The sequence below is a fragment of the Paraburkholderia phenoliruptrix genome (assembly GCF_902859825.1).
In the GTDB taxonomy this organism is placed as follows: domain Bacteria; phylum Pseudomonadota; class Gammaproteobacteria; order Burkholderiales; family Burkholderiaceae; genus Paraburkholderia; species Paraburkholderia phenoliruptrix.
In genome coordinates, this window is sequence record NZ_CADIKB010000001.1 from 57,880 (window position 1) to 78,098 (window position 20,219).

General features: G+C 61.5%; 20 protein-coding genes. 15 read left to right on the forward strand and 5 right to left on the reverse strand.

Going from position 1 to position 20,219, the window contains the following annotated elements:
• The first annotated feature begins 234 nt into the window (after positions 1–234).
• From HV711_RS00305 to HV711_RS00330, 6 genes are all read left to right on the forward strand, one after another.
• Positions 235–936, forward strand: coding sequence for an amino acid ABC transporter permease (locus tag HV711_RS00305; protein WP_035483322.1), 702 nt, complete (start codon positions 235–237; stop codon positions 934–936).
• A 1-nt stretch (position 937) separates the two neighbouring features.
• Positions 938–1,687 (forward strand): amino acid ABC transporter permease, encoded by a 750-nt coding sequence (locus HV711_RS00310; protein WP_035483321.1) that lies wholly within the window; start codon positions 938–940, stop codon positions 1,685–1,687.
• Positions 1,688–1,714: 27 nt separating this feature from the next.
• A complete protein-coding gene (locus HV711_RS00315; protein ID WP_035483318.1) occupies positions 1,715–2,443 on the forward strand; it encodes an amino acid ABC transporter ATP-binding protein in 729 nt (242 codons plus the stop codon).
• Positions 2,444–2,512: 69 nt separating this feature from the next.
• Complete coding sequence (locus tag HV711_RS00320; protein ID WP_035483317.1) at positions 2,513–3,361, forward strand: transporter substrate-binding domain-containing protein; 849 nt, start codon at positions 2,513–2,515, stop codon at positions 3,359–3,361.
• 34 nt (positions 3,362–3,395) lie between these two features.
• Complete coding sequence (locus tag HV711_RS00325) at positions 3,396–4,169, forward strand: glucose 1-dehydrogenase (RefSeq protein WP_035483314.1); 774 nt, start codon at positions 3,396–3,398, stop codon at positions 4,167–4,169.
• Between the two features lie 107 nt (positions 4,170–4,276).
• Positions 4,277–4,948: a response regulator gene (locus HV711_RS00330; RefSeq protein WP_279612640.1), complete on the forward strand. Its 672-nt coding sequence runs from the start codon at positions 4,277–4,279 to the stop codon at positions 4,946–4,948.
• A 170-nt stretch (positions 4,949–5,118) separates the two neighbouring features.
• On the opposite strand, the gene HV711_RS00335 is transcribed toward HV711_RS00330, so the two are convergent.
• Positions 5,119–6,105, reverse strand: coding sequence for a zinc-dependent alcohol dehydrogenase family protein (locus HV711_RS00335; RefSeq protein ID WP_035483310.1), 987 nt, complete (start codon positions 6,103–6,105; stop codon positions 5,119–5,121).
• Between the two features lie 111 nt (positions 6,106–6,216).
• On the opposite strand from HV711_RS00335, the gene HV711_RS00340 reads away from it, so the two are divergent.
• Positions 6,217–7,086, forward strand: a complete 870-nt coding sequence (locus tag HV711_RS00340) for a LysR family transcriptional regulator (RefSeq protein ID WP_035483448.1) — start codon at positions 6,217–6,219, stop codon at positions 7,084–7,086.
• A gap of 363 nt (positions 7,087–7,449) precedes the next feature.
• On the opposite strand, the gene HV711_RS00345 is transcribed toward HV711_RS00340, so the two are convergent.
• Positions 7,450–8,253, reverse strand: a complete 804-nt coding sequence (locus HV711_RS00345; RefSeq protein WP_279612637.1) for a chemotaxis protein CheB — start codon at positions 8,251–8,253, stop codon at positions 7,450–7,452.
• A gap of 706 nt (positions 8,254–8,959) precedes the next feature.
• On the opposite strand from HV711_RS00345, the gene HV711_RS00350 reads away from it, so the two are divergent.
• The 7 genes from HV711_RS00350 to HV711_RS00380 all read left to right on the forward strand — a co-directional run bounded on the left by HV711_RS00350 (position 8,960) and on the right by HV711_RS00380 (position 14,767).
• A complete protein-coding gene (locus HV711_RS00350; protein WP_254604727.1) occupies positions 8,960–11,206 on the forward strand; it encodes a two-partner secretion domain-containing protein in 2,247 nt (748 codons plus the stop codon).
• A 440-nt stretch (positions 11,207–11,646) separates the two neighbouring features.
• Positions 11,647–12,072 (forward strand): Hsp20/alpha crystallin family protein, encoded by a 426-nt coding sequence (locus tag HV711_RS00355; RefSeq protein WP_035483305.1) that lies wholly within the window; start codon positions 11,647–11,649, stop codon positions 12,070–12,072.
• 75 nt (positions 12,073–12,147) lie between these two features.
• Entirely contained in the window at positions 12,148–12,798 is a 651-nt protein-coding gene (locus HV711_RS00360) for a BON domain-containing protein (RefSeq protein WP_035483302.1), read from the forward strand.
• 76 nt (positions 12,799–12,874) lie between these two features.
• A complete protein-coding gene (locus HV711_RS00365; RefSeq protein ID WP_035483299.1) occupies positions 12,875–13,162 on the forward strand; it encodes a hypothetical protein in 288 nt (95 codons plus the stop codon).
• 158 nt (positions 13,163–13,320) lie between these two features.
• Positions 13,321–14,010 carry a CBS domain-containing protein gene (locus tag HV711_RS00370; protein ID WP_035483297.1) on the forward strand — a complete coding sequence of 230 codons (690 nt, stop codon included), beginning with the start codon at positions 13,321–13,323 and terminating at the stop codon, positions 14,008–14,010.
• Positions 14,011–14,053: 43 nt separating this feature from the next.
• Positions 14,054–14,407, forward strand: coding sequence for a TIGR01841 family phasin (phaP, locus tag HV711_RS00375; protein WP_051224606.1), 354 nt, complete (start codon positions 14,054–14,056; stop codon positions 14,405–14,407).
• 135 nt (positions 14,408–14,542) lie between these two features.
• Positions 14,543–14,767 (forward strand): hypothetical protein, encoded by a 225-nt coding sequence (locus tag HV711_RS00380; RefSeq protein ID WP_035483294.1) that lies wholly within the window; start codon positions 14,543–14,545, stop codon positions 14,765–14,767.
• 127 nt (positions 14,768–14,894) lie between these two features.
• On the opposite strand, the gene HV711_RS00385 is transcribed toward HV711_RS00380, so the two are convergent.
• The 3 genes from HV711_RS00385 to HV711_RS00395 all read right to left on the reverse strand — a co-directional run bounded on the left by HV711_RS00385 (position 14,895) and on the right by HV711_RS00395 (position 18,842).
• Positions 14,895–15,827: a 1-phosphofructokinase family hexose kinase gene (locus HV711_RS00385; RefSeq protein ID WP_035483293.1), complete on the reverse strand. Its 933-nt coding sequence runs from the start codon at positions 15,825–15,827 to the stop codon at positions 14,895–14,897.
• Entirely contained in the window at positions 15,820–18,264 is a 2,445-nt protein-coding gene (gene ppsA, locus HV711_RS00390; RefSeq protein ID WP_175144957.1) for a phosphoenolpyruvate synthase, read from the reverse strand. Before ppsA ends, HV711_RS00385 begins: the two co-directional genes overlap by 8 nt.
• A gap of 104 nt (positions 18,265–18,368) precedes the next feature.
• Positions 18,369–18,842 (reverse strand): hypothetical protein, encoded by a 474-nt coding sequence (locus HV711_RS00395; RefSeq protein ID WP_035476611.1) that lies wholly within the window; start codon positions 18,840–18,842, stop codon positions 18,369–18,371.
• 360 nt (positions 18,843–19,202) lie between these two features.
• On the opposite strand from HV711_RS00395, the gene HV711_RS00400 reads away from it, so the two are divergent.
• Entirely contained in the window at positions 19,203–19,853 is a 651-nt protein-coding gene (locus tag HV711_RS00400) for a BON domain-containing protein (RefSeq protein ID WP_035476609.1), read from the forward strand.
• Positions 19,854–20,219: the final 366 nt, after the last annotated feature.

A 20,219-nucleotide genomic window follows, 5' to 3' on the forward strand; every position in this document is an offset into this window, starting at 1 on the left:
TCGCGTTCGTTCTGACGGGCGCGGTGACCGATGAGGCGCCCGCAGAGGCCCCGCATACCGGAGACATACATCATGCAGCATGCTGCCTCGAGCGCTGCCCACGGCGATCTGCCTCGTCCTCGCTATCCGTCATTCCCGAAACTTATTGCACCAGAAGAAAGGCCTCTGCCAGGGCATTTTTTTGCGGGCTAGTATGGATTCAACAAGGACGCCGCGAAGGCAGGGACGCGCAACATGAAACTTCATTTTGACCTGGCCACGGTGCTGCAAGGCGAATATGGCGTGCTGTTCCTTCACGGGATTGAGCTGACGCTCGCCATGGCCGCGCTGGCATGGGTGCTTTCGTTGATCGTGGGCGTACTGCTCTCTGTGATCCGTCTCACGAAGAACCGCCTTGCGACCTCGTTCGTCGCGACGTTCGTTGCATACCATCGCAATGTGCCTATGCTCGTGCAGATTCTGTTCTGGTACTTCGGCATCTCGAACATTTTGCCGGCTTCTTTACAAGCGCTGCTGAATCACTACAACGGTCAGTTTGTTTTCGCGGTGATCGCGATTGGACTGTGCAGCGGGGCGTATCTCTCGGAAGACATTCGTAGTGGGCTGCGCGCCATTCCGTATGGCCAATATGAAGCGGCCCGTGCGCTCGGACTGAACTTCCTGACCGGCATGCGTCATGTCGTGCTGCCGCAGGCGCTGCGCAATGCGATTCCGCCGATGGTCAATCACGCGGTGCTGCTCTTCAAAAACACGAGTCTTGCCATGGCGATTGGCGCAGCGGAGTTGACGTACGTGACCCGGCAGGTCGAGAACGAAACGTTCCTCTCTTTCGAGTCGTACTTTGTCGCCACGGCGGTGTATCTCGGTCTTTCGCTTGTCATCATGCTGTGCGGTGCGAAGATCGCCATGCACTACCGCATTCCGGGAGTGAAGTGACATGTTCGACATCTTGCGCGATAACTGGACCCTGCTGCTGATCGGGCAATATCCGCATGGGCCGCTGGGCGGCATCGTGCTCACGATATTGCTTTCCCTGTCCGCACTCATCCTTGCCTTTCCGTTGGGCATTCTGGTTGCACTTGCACGCATCAGCCCATTGCGCGTGCTGCACGCACCCGCAACGGCGCTCGTCTACATGGTGCGCGGCATTCCTCTGCTGATGGTGATTTTCTGGGTGTACTTTCTCGTGCCCGTGTTGACCGGTTATCCGGTCACCGGGTTCGTCACGATGCTGTGCGCGCTCGTGATTTACGACTCGGCCTATCTCGGCGAGATCATCCGCGCGGGCATCGAGGGACTGCCGAAAGGACAAACCGAAGCGTCGCGCGCGCTCGGCATGAGCTACATGAAAACGATGCGTTCAGTCGTACTGCCGCAGGCGCTCTACAACGTGGTGCCGAGCATGGTCACGCAGTTCGTCTCGACGATCAAGGAGACCTCGCTCGGGTACATCATCAACGTTCAGGAAATTTCGTTCGCAGCGGACCAGATCAACAACCGGCTTTTGACAAAACCGTTCCCCGTCTATCTGATTCTCGCGTTGAGCTACTTCGCGCTGTGTTATGCGCTCACGCAGCTCGCACAGTATCTGGAGCGGCGCGTCACGCTCAAGCGCGCGGGTGCGGCCGCGAAAGCTCAGAAAGGCGATGAGCTCTCACTCGCCGAGCCGCTCGCCACCGAAAACTAGGCGTTCATTCATTTCGAGGTAGTGAGCATGATCAGGTTTTCTAGCGTCAACAAATGGTACGGTGAATATCAGGCACTCGTGGATGTGAACGCCGAAGTTCGCAAGGGCGAGGTCGTGGTGGTGTGCGGCCCTTCTGGTTCGGGCAAATCGACGTTGATCCGCACGGTCAATCGTCTGGAAGAGATCAACCGCGGGCAGATCTTTTTCGACGGCCAGGACATCCACGACAAAAAGCTCGGCCTGAATGCCTACCGCAGCCGTGTCGGCTTTGTGTTCCAGCAATTCAACCTGTTTCCGCACCTGTCGGTGCTGGATAACATCACGCTCTCACCGATGCGCGTGCATGGCCTGAAGCGAGTCGAAGCCGAGCGCAAGGCCGAGGACCTGTTGTCGCGCGTGGGTCTGTCGAACAAGGCGCGTGCTTATCCGACGCAGTTATCCGGCGGACAACAGCAACGTGTCGCGATTGCGCGTGCACTCGCGATGGATCCGCCCGCCATGCTGTTCGACGAGCCGACGAGCGCGCTCGACCCCGAGATGGTCGGCGAAGTGCTGAACGTCATGAAGAGCCTCGCGCAAGAAGGTATGACGATGATGTGCGTCACGCATGAAATGGGCTTCGCACGAGAAGTCGCGGACCGCGTGTGGTTCATGGACGCAGGGAAGATTCTGGAAATCGCGGAGCCGGAAGAGTTCTTCGTGCGCCCCAAACATGCACGCGCGCAGCGCTTTCTTTCCGACCTGCGCACGCATTGATTCGAATCCGGCAGCGGCTTTTCAACAGCGGTCTATTGCTTTAAACATAAACCTTAGAGGAGCACCACCATGCAGGCAAGCAAGATTAGCGCGGGGATGTTGATCGTGGGCGCGGTACTTCAGTTCATGAGTCCCGCTTTCGCGGATCAGCTCGCGGACATCAGGAGCCGCGGCGAAGTCACGTGCGGTGTGTATTCGAATGTCGAACCGTTTTCGTATCCCAACGCCCAGACGCGGCAGCTCGAGGGCATGGACGTGGATCTGTGCAACGCCGTGGCGAAACAGCTTGGCGTGAAGGCAAAGCTCGAACCGCTGGCGGTAGAGGCACGTATTCCGCAACTCAAGCTTGGACGTGTCGATCTGGTGGTCGCCAATCTTGCGTACACGAAAACCCGCGCGACGCAGATTGCATTCAGCGATTCGTATTATTCGACCAAGGAAGTGCTGGTCGTGAAGAAAGCCGATGCCGGCAAGAAACTAACGGATTTCGCCGGCCAAAAGATTAGCGCCGCCGACGGCTCCACCTCCGCGCAGTCCATTCCGCTTTCCATCAAGGACGGTCAGGCCGTCACGTTCCATGATACGAGTTCGGCGTTCCTCGCGCTGGAGCAGGACAAGGTGAAAGGCTTCGTCACGAATCAGATGACTGCCAGGAAGATCGCCAAACAGGTGGAGGGAACGGACGGCGCCGTGGCTATCGCTGCAGAGCCCATGTTGATCGAACCGATCGCCGTAGGCTTGCGCCAGAATGAACCGGCGATGCTGGCGGCGGTCAATAAGGCATTGGCATCCATGGAGCAGAGCGGCGAAATGAGCGCGATCTTCAACAAATGGCTCGGCCCCAAAACGCCGTATGGGCTAACGCGTACGGACAAGGTCACGCCGATCAACCAGTTGAAGTTCACGCCGGTGTCCTGAGGCGTCTCATTCATGGATCGGGGAGGAAAGAAAGTTGAACCATAGCCTGAAGCTGTTTGATCTGACGGGGCGCCGCGCGTTGATCACCGGATCGAGCACCGGCATCGGTTTTGCGCTCGCAAGAGGCCTTGCCGGCGCCGGTGCGGAAGTGGTGCTGAATGGCCGCGGCGAGGCGCGCCTCGCCGAAGCGGTGAAGCGCCTGCGCGAGGAGGGTGCGAGGGCGCATGCCGCATGTTTCGACGTGACTTCACCGCAAGCCGTCGAAGCGGCGATCGCCCGGATCGAGCGCGAGATAGGCCCGATCGATATCCTCGTGAATAACGCCGGCATGCAGCGCCGCGCGCCGCTCGAGCAGTTTTCCCACGCCCAATGGGAAGAGCTGATGAAGACCAATGTGGACAGCGTGTTTCTCGTTGGCCAGGCCGTGGCGCGGCACATGCTTCCTCGCAAGCGCGGCAAGATCGTCAATATCTGCTCGGTGCAAAGCGAACTCGGGCGGCCGAACATTGCCGCTTACACCGCGAGCAAAGGCGCGGTGAAGATGCTGACAAAAGGCATGGCGATCGACTGGGGGCAATACGGCATTCAGGTCAACGGTCTTGGCCCCGGCTACTTCAAGACCGAATTGACCGAGGCGCTCGTGAAGGACGAAACGTTCAGCGCATGGCTTATCGGACGCACACCGTCGCGACGCTGGGGAGACGTCGAAGACCTCGTCGGCGCGGCGGTGTTCTTGTCCAGTGATGCATCGAACTTCGTGAACGGCCACATCCTTTATGTCGACGGCGGCGTGACTGCCACGCTGTAACGTGTGCAACGGGAAGCAAGCGCGTCGGGGTCGATGTCGATCAGCGCGGAGGCCGCTGTTGAGCGCTGTCCGGGTCCCGCAGAAGCCGGAGCAAATGGGCCAACGGCATCCCTCTTTCCCAACTGGCGCGCATGTTCGAGCCGTATGTTCAGCTCGCCCCGCCGGACGGTCGTGGGCAGTCGGGATTGGGCATCGGTCTTTCCGTTGTCGAAAATCTGGTCCAGATGCACGGTGGTCATGTTACAGCCGCGAGCAATGGAATGGGACATGGATCTCAGTTCACCGTGTCTTTGCCGGCAACCGAAGCTCCTGCCAAAGTGGCAGGAGCGGCGATCGAAGTACCTGTACAGCTGCCAGGAAGAATGCGGGTCCTGGTCGTCGACGACAATCGGGATGCGGCCGAATCGCTCGCGATGGTCCTGGAGGGGTGCGAAGTCCGATGCGCGTTTGACGCGGAGAGTGCACGGGCGATCGCCCAGAGTTTCTGCGCTGACGCCCTCATCCTTGATATTGGGTTGACCGGGATCGGTGGATATGAGCTGGGCCGCCAATTACGTTCATTGCCAGGAACAGCCGGCGCGATTTTCGTGACGCTTAGCGGTTTGGAGCTCCCGAAGACATTTTGCGGTCACGTGAAGCGGCTTCGTACAGCACTTCGTGAAACCGGTCCGGCCCGAAATTCTGATCGATTTTCTGCGCAACGTCACAGCAAAGGCGACAGATTGACGAGTGGTATGGAGCCGAAACTGACATGCAGACGTCGCGGCGCAAGGCGCTGACACCTCAGGACGCCGACCTGCGTTGTCAGGCTATCTGATCGCGGGTCGGCGAGAAACCGCTTGTGCGGTCGCAGCTCGTTCTTGGCTGACGACACCCCTCTCATGAACGGGCGGCATTCTGCCAGTGTCTGCAAATGGCCGACACGACAGTGAAGCTGACCCGTGCGATCTCACGCGAGGTTCACCACGACTTTCCCGCGTGCGGTGGCGTTGGTGATGGCATCGTAGGCGAGTTCGGCGGATCGCAGGTCGAACCGGCGGGGATCGAGATTCGGCGTGAGCTTGCCGGCTTCGATCAACCGTGTTGCCTCGCGCAGCATCGCTCCGTGATGCGCGCGATGCATGCCCGTCAGAAGCGGATAGAGGGTGAAGACGCCTGAGTACGTCGCTTCTCGAAACGACAGGGGAGCCAGCGCATGCGTCCCCCAGCCCAACGCGCTGACTACATGGCCAAAATGCTTGACTGCCGCAAATGACGCATCGAGCGAAGGGCCGCCGACCGTGTCGACCACGACGTCGAAGCCTGTGTCCTGCGTCAACGAAGCAACATACTGCTCGACCGGTTGCGACCGGTAGTCGATGGGCGTAGCGCCCAGTCGCGTAATGAGATCGTGGTCGCGTGAGCTCGCTGTTGCAAAGACATGGGCGCCGAGTGCGCGCGCCAGTTGCACCGAGACGTGCCCGACACCGCCTGCTCCGCCTTGCACCAGTACCGTTTGGCCCGCTTGCAGATGGGCCCGGTTGACAATGCCGGAATAGGACGTGATGAACGCTAGGGGCAGCGCCGCGGATTCACGCATCGACAGGTTGGCCGGCTTGATCGCAAGCAGGTCGGCATCGACCGCCGCATACTGGGCGAGCGAGCCCTGAATGCCACCAACGCCGCCCGTCATCCCGTAGACCTCGTCGCCGACATTGAAAGCGGTCACGCCCGGCCCGACGGCATCCACCACGCCAGCCATATCAATGCCGAGCACCAGTGGGAGCGGTTGCTTCGCATGCGCTGCGCTGCCCGCGCGGATCTTGGTGTCTAGCGGATTGAGACCGCTTGCGGCAATGCGCACGCGCACCTGGCCGTGTGCAGGTTCGGGCATCGGTACTTCGGTCAATTCGAGCGGGCCGTTGTAGCGGCTGAGGACGAGCGCCTGCATGGTCATGGTGGGTTCCTATCAGGTTGTCTTGCCGTAGAGCGAACGGGTCGATGCGTTCATGATGGTTTATGCTATAACGCATGTAAATCAATGTTTGTGCACGTTTCCCATGCAGAAATGAATGATCAGCACCTAAATTGGAGCGACGTCCGCATTTTTCTGGCGATTGCCCGCTGCGGCACGCTGGGGGTGGCCGCGAAGCGCGTGGGCCAGACTCAGCCCACCATGGGGCGCAGGTTGCGTGCACTCGAACAAGCGCTTGGACATACCCTGTTCCAGCGCACGAGCGATGGTTTTGTGCTGACGGACGAGGGCGCTACGGTGCTTGCCTATGCCGAGCGAATGGAGGAGGAAGCGCTCGGCTTCACGCGCGCGCTCACGGGGAAAGAGACCCAGTTGACAGGTCTGCTCCGCGTCTCCTCTTCGGACTGGTTCGGCGTGCACATACTCACGCCCGTGTTCGCGCGCTTTCTGGCGAAGTACCCGGGCATCTCGTTGGAACTCGTCACGGATTCGCGCCTCTACAACCTCGCGCGGCGCGAGGCGGATCTGCTGTTCCGCATCACGCCGTTCGACGAACCCGACGTCATCCAGCGCAAGCTGATGCGCATCGACTATGCGTTGTACGGGCACGTAGATCTCGTTCCGCCGACACGCGGGGAGGGTGACGGCTTCGCGCTGATCAGCATGGACAGCGAGTTCGGCTCACTGCCCGACGTCGAGTGGGTTAAGCGCATGCTGCCCCGGGCCAGGATCGCGTTCGGCAGCAATAATCGCGGAGTACAGGCGCGCATGTGCGCTGAAGGGTCTGGCTTTGCAGTGCTGCCTTGTCCACTGGGTGATGCGACGCCGGGCATCCGACGAGTCGATTTAGGCGAAGCGCCGCCGAGTCGCGATGTCTGGCTTGGCTTTCACCGCGATTTACGTCGCGTCGCGCGACTGCGCGCACTTCTGCACGCAACGATCGATGCACTAGCGAACCTTTGAGTCAGGCGGGCAATGATTGCCTTCGCACGGTCGTGCCCGCTTCGCCGGGCCGCCTTTTAAACAAAGCGACCTAGGCGCGGTACCGAGAAAAAGGCTCTGGTAACACCTTGATCGATGCACCCGACACGTTTAGCTGCGCGTTTGAGCCGTGTATCGTGAAAGGTTCGTTGGAGGGGGGCCTATACGCTGATCGCGGTCGCCGCCCGAACAAGGGAGCGCCCCGAGGTCGAACGCTGCAAATAGCCAGCCGTCGATCCAAAAACGCTCTGCTACCGCATGAGTTCGACTCGATTCCCTGTGAACGCGGCCTACGTCAGTGCTCGGTTGATTACGCTGTGCTAGTAAAGTGCACTAACGCACGGCCTACCGTTCGTCTGGGTCTGGCTGAACCAGCCCGGTGAGCGCGCGTAACCAACCGCACACCTGGTCGGACTCCAGTTCTATTCGCGCGATTTTAGCGTTAAGACCCTCTCTCAATTTGTCCCGCTCTCGATAGGTCGGCCCGTCGCGTACGCGCCTGGCGAGGGTCGCCTCCTCAGTCAGTGCGCCGAATAGGCCTGACAACTGCGTTTCCCTGCAATCGGCCTGCTCGGCCATAAGACTCTCGACGGAGTAGGCGTGCCCTGCACGGCACCTGAATCGCAACATTCTGCTGTCGCGAATTTCGTACAGGGCGCTGCGGCAAACGGGGCAGTTCAGGCCGCACGGAATGCTCAGCTTCTCGATCTTCCACCAGTCTTCGACGGTGAAGATGCCTTCCGCGATGCGATTTTCCACCTCTATCAGCTCGTCAAGCTGGACTTCCCCTGTCGGCACAGGGTCGTCGTTGGCAAGGTCAACGAATATGCTCGCCATTTCTTCCAGCGTGCAGCGGTAATCAACCTTGACGTGAGCGAGTGCGCTCTCCGGCATCGACGGTGCCGTTGCTTCGGACGGTTCCTGCACGATCGCGGTGCCGCCTCGATCCTTGACGGCAAGCAGCCCGGCGGTTCCGTCGTCGAGTTGCCCCGTTAAGATGACGCCGACGACTGCTGGTCCGTAGGCGATGGCAGCCGACCGGAACAGTGGATCGATAGCAGGGCGGGTGTGATTTTCACGAGGGCCGTGGGAGAGCCGTATGAAGCCCCGGTCCAAGAGCATGTGCCTGTCCGGAGGGGCGACATACACCTCCTTTGTCCGAACTTAAGTCGATCATGCATCATCGGCTGCACCGACGGTCGAGGCCTTGACGTGCGTCAAGATCGCTCACCGTTCAAACTCCTACCGGGAGGGCAGACGACGGACTCGCCGCTAACGGGTCTCAGACAGAACCGGCTATCGAGCTAGGCCCACCACTCCACATCTCGAGGGCTGACGGACTTGTTTGCCAGCCCTGCAGTCGCAGGAAGGCGGCTGTCGCTTAAGGATCAGGTCAGAAGCTCGGGCCGAGGTCGCCGGGATGCGCGGCGCTCGAACTGCGATCTTCGCCAACCGGCCAAAGGCGGTCATCAACGTGACCCGCATACAGACGCGCCGACGCCGCGTGTTACCGGCGTAACGGGCGATCATCGGCCGCCGTCAGCGTGCGAATTGTCAATGCAGTACCGATCAAGTTGCCGACCAGCGTGCCGGGGGTGTACCTGCCGTTCATATTGATTACAAGGCGGAAAACGCAGAGGTATCGGCATGCATCGGCGACTTGAATGTCTATTCTTCAGACGCTGCGACTAGCGTGCCTCCGGTCGGCTCCGCGGGTCGTTGGCAGCCGTTCCGCTCTGGTGAGAAAGAGGAATGTATGAAACGCCCAAGACCACGTCGGCCGGCGGGACGCGCACTGCACCTTCTGCAGTTAAACGCATTCCTCTGGCTCGCCATCGGCATTTCGCTCAGCGGGATGTCATTAACACATGTAACGCTCGCAGCGGGCCCGCTGCCGCAAGGCGGCGCGTATGTGGATGGCACGGGCGCGATAGCAAGCCAGGGGAACGGCCTCCTGATTACGCAGCCGGGTTCGACGCGCGGCGTGATCGAGTGGAACAGCTTTTCAATCGGCAGGCACAATACCGTCACCTTCGACAACGGCTCCGGCACGACGCTGAACCGGGTGACCGGTGGTTCACCGTCTGCCATCTTCGGCAAGCTCACTGCAACGGGCAGCCTGTATGTGATCAATCCGCAAGGCATCGTCGTGGGGCCATCAGGCGTGGTCAGCACAGCTGGTCGTTTCGTCGCGTCAACGCTCGACGTCTGCAATTGCGCGTTCATGCAGGCCGGTGACGCACTCACGCTGTCGGGTGACTCGAATGCAAGTGTGATCAATCTCGGCAGGATCAGCTCGAGTGGCAACGACGTCTTCCTGATTGCGCGACGCGCCGCGACCAATGCGGGCACCGTGTCCGCGCCCAACGGCACGGCCGAACTGGCCGCAGGCTCGCAGGTGTTGTTGCAGGATTCGGGCAGCGGCAAACAGGTGTTCGTGCTGACAGGCAGTCACGGCACCGTCCTCAACCAGGGGCAACTAAAAGCGGCGCAGGTCAGCCTGCAGGCCGCCGACGGGAATATCTACGCGCTCGCGGGCGGCGGGACGCGCATCCGCGCAGCAGGCACAGCAACGCGCGATGGCCACGTCTGGCTCGTCGCCGACGGTGGCAAAGTCGACGCGCTTGGCACGATCGAAGCCGCGAACGCCGACGGCAAGGGCGGCACGGTCGACACGCGCGCGGACAACCTGCGCGTCGACCGCCTGGATGTGTACGCGGCGCAGTGGGACCTGGCCTCGCCCGTCTTCAGTATCGACCCGAAGACAGCCGCGTCGCTCTCGCGCAATCTGTCGCGCGGCACCTCGGTCACGGTCAATGCAACCGATCCGGGCGCAGGCGATCTCACGATTGGTTCCAACATCCGCTGGACGGGCGACGCCGCGCTCACACTCGACGCCGCGTACTCGGTCTCAATCGCTTCACGCGCGACAGTCGCTAACAGCGGGGCGGGCAATCTCACCTTGCGCGCCGATTCGGCGGGCGCGAACAACGGCGGCAGGGTGTTGAACAGAGGCACCATCGACTGGTCGGGGAGCACGGGAACGGTCGCGGCGCTCTACGACATGAATGGCAGCTACAGCGCGGGGACGATCCGGAGCAACGCCGACTGGAGGGCCGCACCCCTCAGCGGACTGAAGACGCAGATCACCGCGTATGAACTCGTCAACAGCGTGGGGGATCTGGCGAGCGTCTCGGCGAATCTCGCGGGGAGCTATGCGCTCGGCAAGGACATCGCCGCATCGCAGGCCCCGGCCTTCACGCCAATCGGCGCGATGGCCACGCCGTTCACGGGCGAGTTCGACGGCATGGGTCACGTGATCGACGGCATCGTGTTTACCCCGGGAGGCAACGTGGGTCTCTTCGCGGCCATCGGGACGACGGGCGTGGTGCGTAATCTCGGGGTTGTCAATGCAAGCGCGGCGATTTTCCCGCGCATGACAGGCGGCCTCGTCGCGGTTATCAATGCGGGGCTGATCACCAATACCTACTCAAGTGGGGAGGTTTCTCTGGTGCGCGGCACTGAGGGAGTGTTGGCGGGCGGGCTCGTTGGACAAAACGATGGCTTGATCGAACGCTCTTCGAGCAGCGCGACCGTCCACCCGGCGGCGGGTACGGGCGGCGGGCTGGTTGGCGTCAATAACGGCAGCATCGTGCAGTCGTTCGCGAGCGGCATGGTGAGCGGCGGCTCGCGCTCGGTCGCGGGCGGCCTGGTCGGCCGCAACAGCGGCGCCATCACGCAGTCGTACGCTACCGGCATTGCCGGCGGCGGCATGAACCGTGGCGGACTGGCCGCTGACAATTCGGGAACCATCCAGGAATCGTTCTCAACCACCGAGATCCCGCCCCTCCCTACGTTTTACCCCCACGGCGGCGTTGTCGGCACCAACAGCGGCTCCGTGGCCAGCAACGTGTTCTGGGATACCCAGACGAGCGGCACGCTCGATGGCGGCCCGGGCGTATCTGCCGCGAACGGCCTCACAACCGCACAGATGAGCACGCCAGCAAGCTTCGGCCCCACCTGGGACTTCAGCCCGACCGGCATCTGGGCCATGCCAGCGGGCGCGACGCATCCTGTCCTTCGATGGGAACTTGCGCATTGAGCCGCCCGCGCGCAGCGAGGCAAGGCCCGGCATATGCTTGCCGCGGATCGCCCTGAGCCCTCGAAAAAAGCCACTGTAGTCGGGGCATCTTCATGGCTGGTGACGGTACCTTCGCCCTCCATAAAGCAGAACATCGCCCTATGGCAGCAGCATCAATTCCTCGAAAGCACGCAGGCCATGGGCGGGTCGTGGTGGCCGCGCATATCGCACAGCGACCTGAAAGTGCCGGCGAGCCGACGCGCTCTGTATCGAGGGCTTGACACGGGTCAATCGGCGCGCCGCGAGGTGGCCTAAAGTCGGTGACACAGGGCGCATGATGCGCTCGCGCTTCATTGGCGAATGCCCGCATTGCGGCGCACTGGAGCATGCCGTTGCTTTCGGCAAGGTGTGCAAAGCGATTTTTCATCTGTAATGTCTTTGACGAAACGAGGAGCAGGGCCATGAGCAACCTGACACGATTCGATCCCTTCCAGCTTGAACCCATGTCGGAACTTTTCCACGGTCTGTTCCGCCCGATGCGCAGCGCCGACGGCGAGTCGCTTGCGGACATCAAGGTGGACGTGACCGAGAGCGACAGCGCATACACCGTGAAGGCGGAGCTGCCCGGATTCGAAAAAAAGGATATCGACGTAAAGATCGACGGCAACCTCGTCTCGATCAGCGCGCAAGTGCAGCGCAATGAGGAGATGAAGGAGGGCGAACGGGTAATCCGGCGGGAACGATACACCGGCACCGCAAGCCGTGCATTCACGTTGGCAAGCGAAGTGGACGAAGCGTCTGCCGAAGCGCAATACAAGGACGGCGTACTTTCGCTGCGGCTGCCGAAAAAGGCGCCGTCCGAACGCAAGCGTCTGCAGATCAGCTGAACGAGGCTCGCACGGTGGGCGGCCGGTTTCGTGAACCGCGCCGTCTTTCAGCCAAAACCCGTCCAGGAGGATGCAATGAAGTCGGACGTTGAACTGAAAAAGCTGGTCGAGGAGGAACTGATCTGGGACCCTGCCGTGGATTTCGCGGATATCGGCGTGCAAGTGCGCGACCAGGTCGTGACACTGTCGGGGCACGCGTGCAGCTATGCGGCGAAGCTTGCCGCCGAAAAGGCAGCGCAACGGGTCGCCAGCGTGAGAGCCGTGGTCGTGGAACTGAACATCCGCTTGCCGCATGAAGACGTACGGACCGATGAGGACATCGCCAACGCGGTGCGAGCCATCATTCGCTGGACGGTCGGCTTGAACGAGGACATGGTCAAGGTGCAGGTGGAAAAGGGTCAGGTGACGTTGAGCGGCGAGGTCGACAGCGCGTATCAGAGCCATGTCGCCGCACGTGCTATTTCACAGATGCGCGGCGTGGTCGGTGTGTCGAATCTGATCCGGGTTGGAGGAACGGCGGCCGCGGAAGATATTGGCGAGCGGATCGGCAACGCATTGCAGCGTCACGCCGAGCGTGAAGCGAAACACATCGGGGTCCAGGTGCACGAGCGGACGGTCACGTTGACAGGCAAGGTCGGCTCAATGGCCGAGCGCGCGGCGGCGCGCGGCGCGGCATGGTCGGCACCGGGCGTGCGCGAGGTCGTCGACAACCTGACGGTTTCGTAGCCGACTCTGCCGGCACCCAACCTGATGCTGCCTGCACAATCCGGCCGGCGGCGCTTCAAGCAACAAGGAGTGAGTCATGTCCCAATCCGGCAATGCAAGCGACAACAACTGGTCGGTCGCCGCAACCACGCATCGCACAGCGGGCGGCTTCGACTGCTCGATCCAGCTTTGTCATCAGACTGCGGCGGTGAATTTCAAACATGAGTTCATGCATAGCAGTGTCTTTCCGACCGAGCGCGAAGCCGTATTGGCCGGCTTGAGCGAAGGCTTGGAATGGGTTCGTCTGAAGATGTCGAATGCGCTCTCGCGTCCTTCTCGCACATGTCATGCCGAGCCTGGGCGAGATCTGCATCACTCGCGGTGAACGCGCGCGGTAGGGTCGATTGGCGCACCGCCTTCGGCTGATCCACGTCAAACGGCGGGTCGTCGCGCGGACTAACCTTCAACCAGGGCTCAGCGGCATGTCCGGACTGCGGAAACGGCCTGGCCCCAACTCATCAGCAAGCAGCCAGGAGGCCTACCATGCTCGCATCCGATGTCATGACCACCAACGTCGTCACGGTCAGCCCCGCGATGGCCGTGCGGGACGTCGCCCGAATCTTCGTCGAAAACGGCATCAGCGGCGCGCCGGTACTTGATGCAAACGGCGACGTCGCCGGCATGATCACCGAAGGCGATCTGCTTCGCCGCAGCGAAATCGGCACGGACGAGCGCAAGCGCCGTTCGTGGCTCGATTTCTGGTCCGCGAGCCATGAGGCGCGGGACTACATCAAGACGCACGCGGCCACAGTGCGCGACGTGATGACCACCGACGTGGTGTCCGTGACCCCGGAGACACTGCTGAGCGAAGTAGCTGAAATTCTCGAGACACGGCATATCAAGCGGTTGCCGGTAATGCGGGCTGGACGGCTCGCCGGCATCGTCAGCCGCGCCAATCTCGTGCAGGCGCTCGCCAGCTCTCCGCCGGCGCGCTCCTTGGCGGCGACACTTCCGGATGCCGCGATCCGCGCGTTGTTGATGGGGGAACTGGCGGGGCAACCATGGAGTTTTGCCGGCCGCAACATGGTCGTGGCAGATGGCGTCGTGCACCTGTGGGGCGTGTTTCAATCGGGCGACGCTGTGGATGCCGTTCGCGTCGCCGCGCAGAACGTTCCAGGCGTCAAGCGCGTGGAAGACCACACGCAACCCTATCAGATGATGCCGGGCATCTGACGGCAATGGGTAGACCGGTTACGCATCTGCAACAGGAGGCGTGATGACTCAGTTGATTCCCGGGACGTGGCTCCGTGCGCAAAGCGAAAGCATCGAGCAACTGTTCAATATGACGAGGCGGTGCTGCGACACAGTGGGGCACATCACCGAGTTGAACCTGCATGCAGTCCGCTTCGCACTTGCGCAGAGCGAGGAAGCGTTCGTGCGGGCTTGCGCGGCGGGAAGTTTGCCGGAACTGTTGTGTCTGCCGACCCTGCTAGGATCGGCAGACTTCTCAGAGGCGCTGTCGTACGGCAAGCAGTACTGGAAAATCCTGTCCGATCTCGAACCGGATGCCGTGCCGTCGGTGCCCGCTCGTCTTGCCGCGCAACGACCGCACCTTCTTTCGGACAGGTGAATCAGCTCGCGGGTGCTGGACACGTGAACTCGTCTGGATTGTTGACACCGAGACCTGCGTGGCCGCCTCGCAGTGCGGCTGCGGGATGCGCCTACCCGGGACATCGAATCATCGAGCAGTTCACGAAGCTCAGTTGTGCAGATCTATCGGGCGATATCTTTTGACTGTTTGCCCGCGGCTGCGGAGAAGCGGTATGCCGACTTATGCATCAGCGCCAGCGATGTTGCAATCCCGCGTGAGGGAATCGTCGTCGCCGTGCGCGGCGCCATTCTGGATGTCAGTTTCGATGGTGCCGCGCTGCCGGCGGTCGGCGAGGCTCTCGTCGTCATGCCCGGCGATCTCGCGCCGGTCCGCCGCTGAAGTTCAAGCGCATTTGAGCGAGACGTAACGGGCAGAGCGTGCGACGGCGGCAAGCCGCTACCGGAGCAGACCGGACGCCGGCCCATCCGTCGCCCGCTGCGCCGTTGCCGGTCCGCCATCTCGCCGGTCAGCCGATGGATATCTCCCGATAAAGCCGCTCGATTTCGCCGCGCTCGCAAAGCGCTGTGCCGGCACCAAGCAATGTCGCCGCCGCCGCCGCCATGCCGTAGCGAAACGCTTCGTCGATGCCCGCATTGCGGTTCAAGGCCCAGATCAGCGCGCCAACAAAGCTGTCACCCGCACCAATAGAGCTGCACACCTTAGTCGGCAGTGCAGCCGCCCTCAAGCACCGGTCTTCGGTGACCAGCAGCGCACCACGTTCGCCGAGCGTCACCGCCACCATTCGCGCCTGGCCTGCACGCACGATATGCTGTGCTGCGCCAATCCATTCCGACTCATCGATGAGCGGCTGTCCCGTGAGTTCGCGCAGCTCACCAAGGCTCGGCTTGACGAGCCAGACGCCTGCGTCGAGCGCCGCGCCAAGTGCCGGGCCTGATGTGTCGAGGACGGCCCGCGTGCCTCGCGCGGCAGCGAGGCGGGCAAGCCGCGCGTAGATGTCGACCGGTGCGCCAGGAGGCAGGCTGCCGCTCATTACCAGATAGCGCGGCGCTACCTGCAGCGCGTCGAACTCATCGATACACCGCTGCCATTCAGTCGTGGCGAGCGTTGGACCTGGAAGGACAAAGCGATATTCGAGGCCGCTGCACTGCTCGAGGACCGAGAAATTTTCTCGGGTCTCTCCGGTAATCGCGATACCGACGCCCACGAAAGCCTCGGCGTCGAGCAGTTGTCCGAGCATCACGCCGGTTGCACCTCCGGCAACGTAGAAGCCGGTGCAGTCCCCGCCGAGGCGTTGTATCACGCGGGCCACATTGATACCGCCGCCGCCGGGATCGCGGCGCGCCGCGCTGCATCTGAGCTTGCGCGTATCGACCACCCGTTCGATCGCCGTCGCCACATCGACAGCCGGGTTCAGCGTGATGGTGACAATTTCAGGCATGATCACGCGGTCTCATGGCATCGGTTCCGGTGTATGCCTCTGCTACGGAAGCTCGTGGTGTGGCGGCCTCGGCGGCGGCAACGCGCTCTTTGACCGCAATGAAGCTATCCGGGGTCACTGAGATCGAATCGATGCCGCATGAGACGAGAAAGCCCGCAAACTCCGGGTGATCGCTCGGCGCCTGGCCGCATAGGCCGATGTGTGCGCCGGCCTCGTGCGACTCCGCAACGACACGCTCGATCATCCATCTCACTGCCTCGTCCTGTTCGTCGAACAACTCGGCGAGTTCAACGGAATCCCGATCCACGCCGAGCGTCAACTGCGTCAGATCGTTGCTGCCTATCGAGAATCCATCGAAGCGTTGTGCGAAAGCCCGGGCGAGGATCACGTTGGACGGAATCTCGCACATGACATACACCTGAAGGCCGTTCTCTCCACGTTTTAGTCCGTTTTGCGCCATGACTTCAAGCACGCGATCGGCTTCTTTCGTCGACCGGCAGAAGGGAATCATCACGATTACATTGTCGAAGCCCATCTGGTTGCGAAGTCGGCGAATAGCCTGGCACTCCAGAGCAAAACCGTCCCGGTAACGCTCCGAGTAATAGCGCGACGCCCCGCGGAATCCGAGCATCGGATTCTCTTCCTTTGGTTCGAAGTCCGATCCCCCGATGAGATTGGCATATTCGTTTGTTTTGAAGTCGCTCATGCGAACGATGACAGGGTGCGGATACTGAACGGCGGCAATCCTTCCCAGACCGCGGGCAAGCTGCTCCACGAAATACCCGGTCCGCGGTTCATAGCCGGCGGTCAATTCGGCGATGGCCCGCCTCGCGGCTTCGTTGCTCAGCGCATCGTAGTGGACAAGGGCCATCGGATGAATCCTGATATGGTTGCTCACCACGAACTCCATGCGGGCGAGGCCGACACCATCGGCCGGAACGCGCCACCAGCGGAACGCGGCAGCTGGATTCGCGAGGTTCAACATGACCTTGATGCGCGTCGGCGGAATGCCTCTGAAATCGATATCTTCGACCTTGTATTCCGCCGTGCCTTCGTACACGAATCCCTCCCGCCCTTCGGCGCAGGATACGGTCACCTTCTGCTCGTCGTGCAGCAGACGGGTTGCATTGCCGGCGCCGACAATGGCCGGAAGGCCGAGTTCGCGACTCACTATGGCCGCGTGCGAAGTACGGCCGCCGTGATCGGTGACGATCGCAGCGGCGCGCCTCATAAGCGGCACCCAGTCGGGGTCTGTATTGGTCGTCACGAGAATGGCGCCGTCGACGAAACGCGCGGAATCGCGCGGACTGTCGATTACACAGACGGGGCCCACCGCGACCGCTTCGCCGATGCTCACGCCGGACACCAGCTTGCGGCCCGTCTTCCCGATCCGATAGGTCTTGACGGCGCTTGCTTCCTTGCGCGATTCAACGGTTTCCGGCCGTGCCTGTACGATGAAGATGTCTCCGGTGCGCCCATCTTTCGCCCATTCAATGTCCATCGGCTGTCCGTAATGTTCTTCGATTGCGCACGCCCATCGTCCGAGGCAGAGTATTTCCTCGTCCGTAAGTACGAACGCGGCGCGCTCCGCCCGGGACGTCGGCACATTCCGCGTGGGCCGCTCAGGTTCGTCCGTGTACACAAACTTGAGCTCCTTGTTGCCTCGCTTCTTTTCGACGATGGGCGAGTACCCGGACTGTGCCAGAAGAGGTTTGAACACCTCGTACTCGTCGGGATCCACTGTGCCTTGTACGACGTTTTCTCCGAGTCCCCATGCTGCATTGATCAGGACAATTTTCTCGAATCCGGTTTCCGTATCAATGGAGAACATCACTCCCGCACCGGCCAGATCCGAGCGCACCATGCGTTGCACGCCGACGGAAAGCGCGACCCTCAGATGGTCAAAACCTTTTGCCTGCCGGTAGCTGATCGCACGGTCGGTGAAGAGCGACGCATAGCAGCGCCTGCACGCCTCGAGCAACGCACGCTCGCCCCTGACGTTAAGAAAGCTTTCCTGCTGCCCGGCAAAGCTGGCGTCGGGCAAGTCTTCAGCCGTCGCGCTCGACCGCACGGCGACGTCCGCATCGACGAGTCCGGCGTTGAGGCTTAAAGCAGCGTAGGCATTTCGAACGGCGCGAGCCGTTTCGTCGGGCCATTCGCCACGCATAATGGCGTGGCGAATGGCGAGTCCGGCTTCCGCCAAGGTGGTTTTTCCGTCTGCGAGTTCCGCGAGCGTGGCGGAAATAACGTGCATCAGGCCGTTCGCTTCGATGAAATGCCGATAGGCTGCAGCCGTGATCGCGAATCCGGGCGGCACCTTGATGCCGCGCGTTCCGAGATTCGCCACCATTTCACCTAATGAGGCATTCTTGCCGCCGACGCGATAAATGTCCGTGCGCCGCAGATTCGCGAACTCGACAACATGCTGCTCGTCCATGTGCTACTCCTGTGCGAGCGCGATGGGCCACCGCTGCGCCGCAATTGCAGCAGCGGCGGCAGCGGTGCCCGCAACGCGAAGGGCCTGTAAGTCCTAACGCCGCGTCAGATCGAGATGAAACCCTGAAACATCCAGGGAAGCTGCAATTGCGACGGATGGTGCGGCTCACTGAGCGGGCCAGTGCAGGAGCCCGAGAATCCCGGACTGCCGTCGGGCGAAAACGCTGGTACGAACGAATACGCACCGTTGATCGTCACGAGGAAATCTGGGTTGAACCGGGACGGCGCGTAGATGGAAACACTGCGGAAAAACTGCCGCGACTCCGCATCCAGCACTGCATCCGCGGTGGATGTGACGACGGGCTCAGCGGTGTCATAGTGCGCGGGCAAATCGTAGCGGGATGACCCGCACGTCACCGTCTCCGCCGCTGTGAACGCGAGTGGTACACCCGGATAGCGCAAGACGTGAACCGGCGGTGCCGCTGGACCTTCCGGCCCGACGACAAGCGGTGGATAGGCCCAGAGGGACAGTGTCAGCGGGTTAGTCCGCTGCGCGAAATATTCAGTGAGCCAGTTCATCGCGTCTCCTAGTTATGGGCTTCCGGACGTCGTCGCTCGAGCGCCTATCCCCTCAACCGGCCAAGGCCCCAGTGCGAGTAGCGGATTCATTCATGGCATACCGCTTTGCCGTATTGCTGCAGCATATGCGCGGTGCCCACGGTCCCGTTGACGTGCATCAATCGGAGGCTAGTCCGCTTGCCGGCCGGCAAGCACCGCGTCGGGGGTCATGTGCCCAGGCTGCTCCGGACTTGCGCCCGAAATGCGCTTGATTTACATCAATCGGCAGCCCGCCACGCGGACTAAGGTTCACGCATCAGTTGCCGAATTGCAATCCATGGCGACATGCATCGCTGTGCGTCACGGTCGCAGGAGATATCGATGAAATCAGACGAGGAACTCAAGCGTGATGTCGAGCAGGAGCTGCTTTGGGATCCGGCATTCGACGCCAGAAACGTCACCGCTACAGTGCTCAACCGTATCGTAACCCTTGAAGGGTCCGTGCAAAGTTGTGCGCAAAAACTCGCAGTGCAGAAAGCGGTCCAAAGGGTCAGCGGCGCGCGTGCGGTTGTGCTCGACGTTGTGGTCCGTGCGCCTTCCCCGTTGAGGCACAGCGACGAAGACCTCGCGGCAGCAATTGTCTCGGCGCTGCAATGGCAGGAAGGTTTGCCCGACAACGCCATTCAGGTGATCGTGGAACACGGTTGCGTCACCCTGACAGGCGAGGTGCACTACGGGTTTCAGCGTCAGCTGGCCGAGGGGCTCGTGGCGCGGATGCGAGGCGTCGTCGGCGTCGCCAATCAGATCAAGGTGCGAGTCGATCCGCTCGCTGCTGATATCAGCAAGGAGATCGCCGATGCATTGCGGCGGCGCTCGCGGCATGAGCAGGCTGGTATTTCCGTCGACGTGCGAGACGGTGTCGTCAGGTTGACTGGAGTAGTCGACTCATTACTTGACAAGCGCGTGGCTTGCGGCGTGGCGTGGTCGACGAAGGGAGTGCGATGGGTGGTCGACCAACTGGCCGTTGCCTAGTCACTGGGTAGACGCTATACCGGGGACAGGCTCAGCGCGCGAAAATTAACCCTCACACCGTTCGCTCTTTGCGCTGCTAGCGGTGCTTCAGCGACCTCGAACCTGAGAGTCAAGATCGAAAATCCCCGCCATCCTGGCGTCGTGTCTACTGAGCGAAACCGCGATAATCAGATCCGGCCACCCGTTTAATCACCCGCGATTATCATGAACGATCATGCTTCTGTGCGCCACGATTGCAAGGCCGCGCCATAACGATTTTCGTCCTTGTGCTAGCCGGCTGCAGTCGGATCAACATGTCTTTGATACGTGTTTCAATTCGCAAGCCACATAAAAATAAACGAGAGGATAGGTCTCGGAAAAATACGG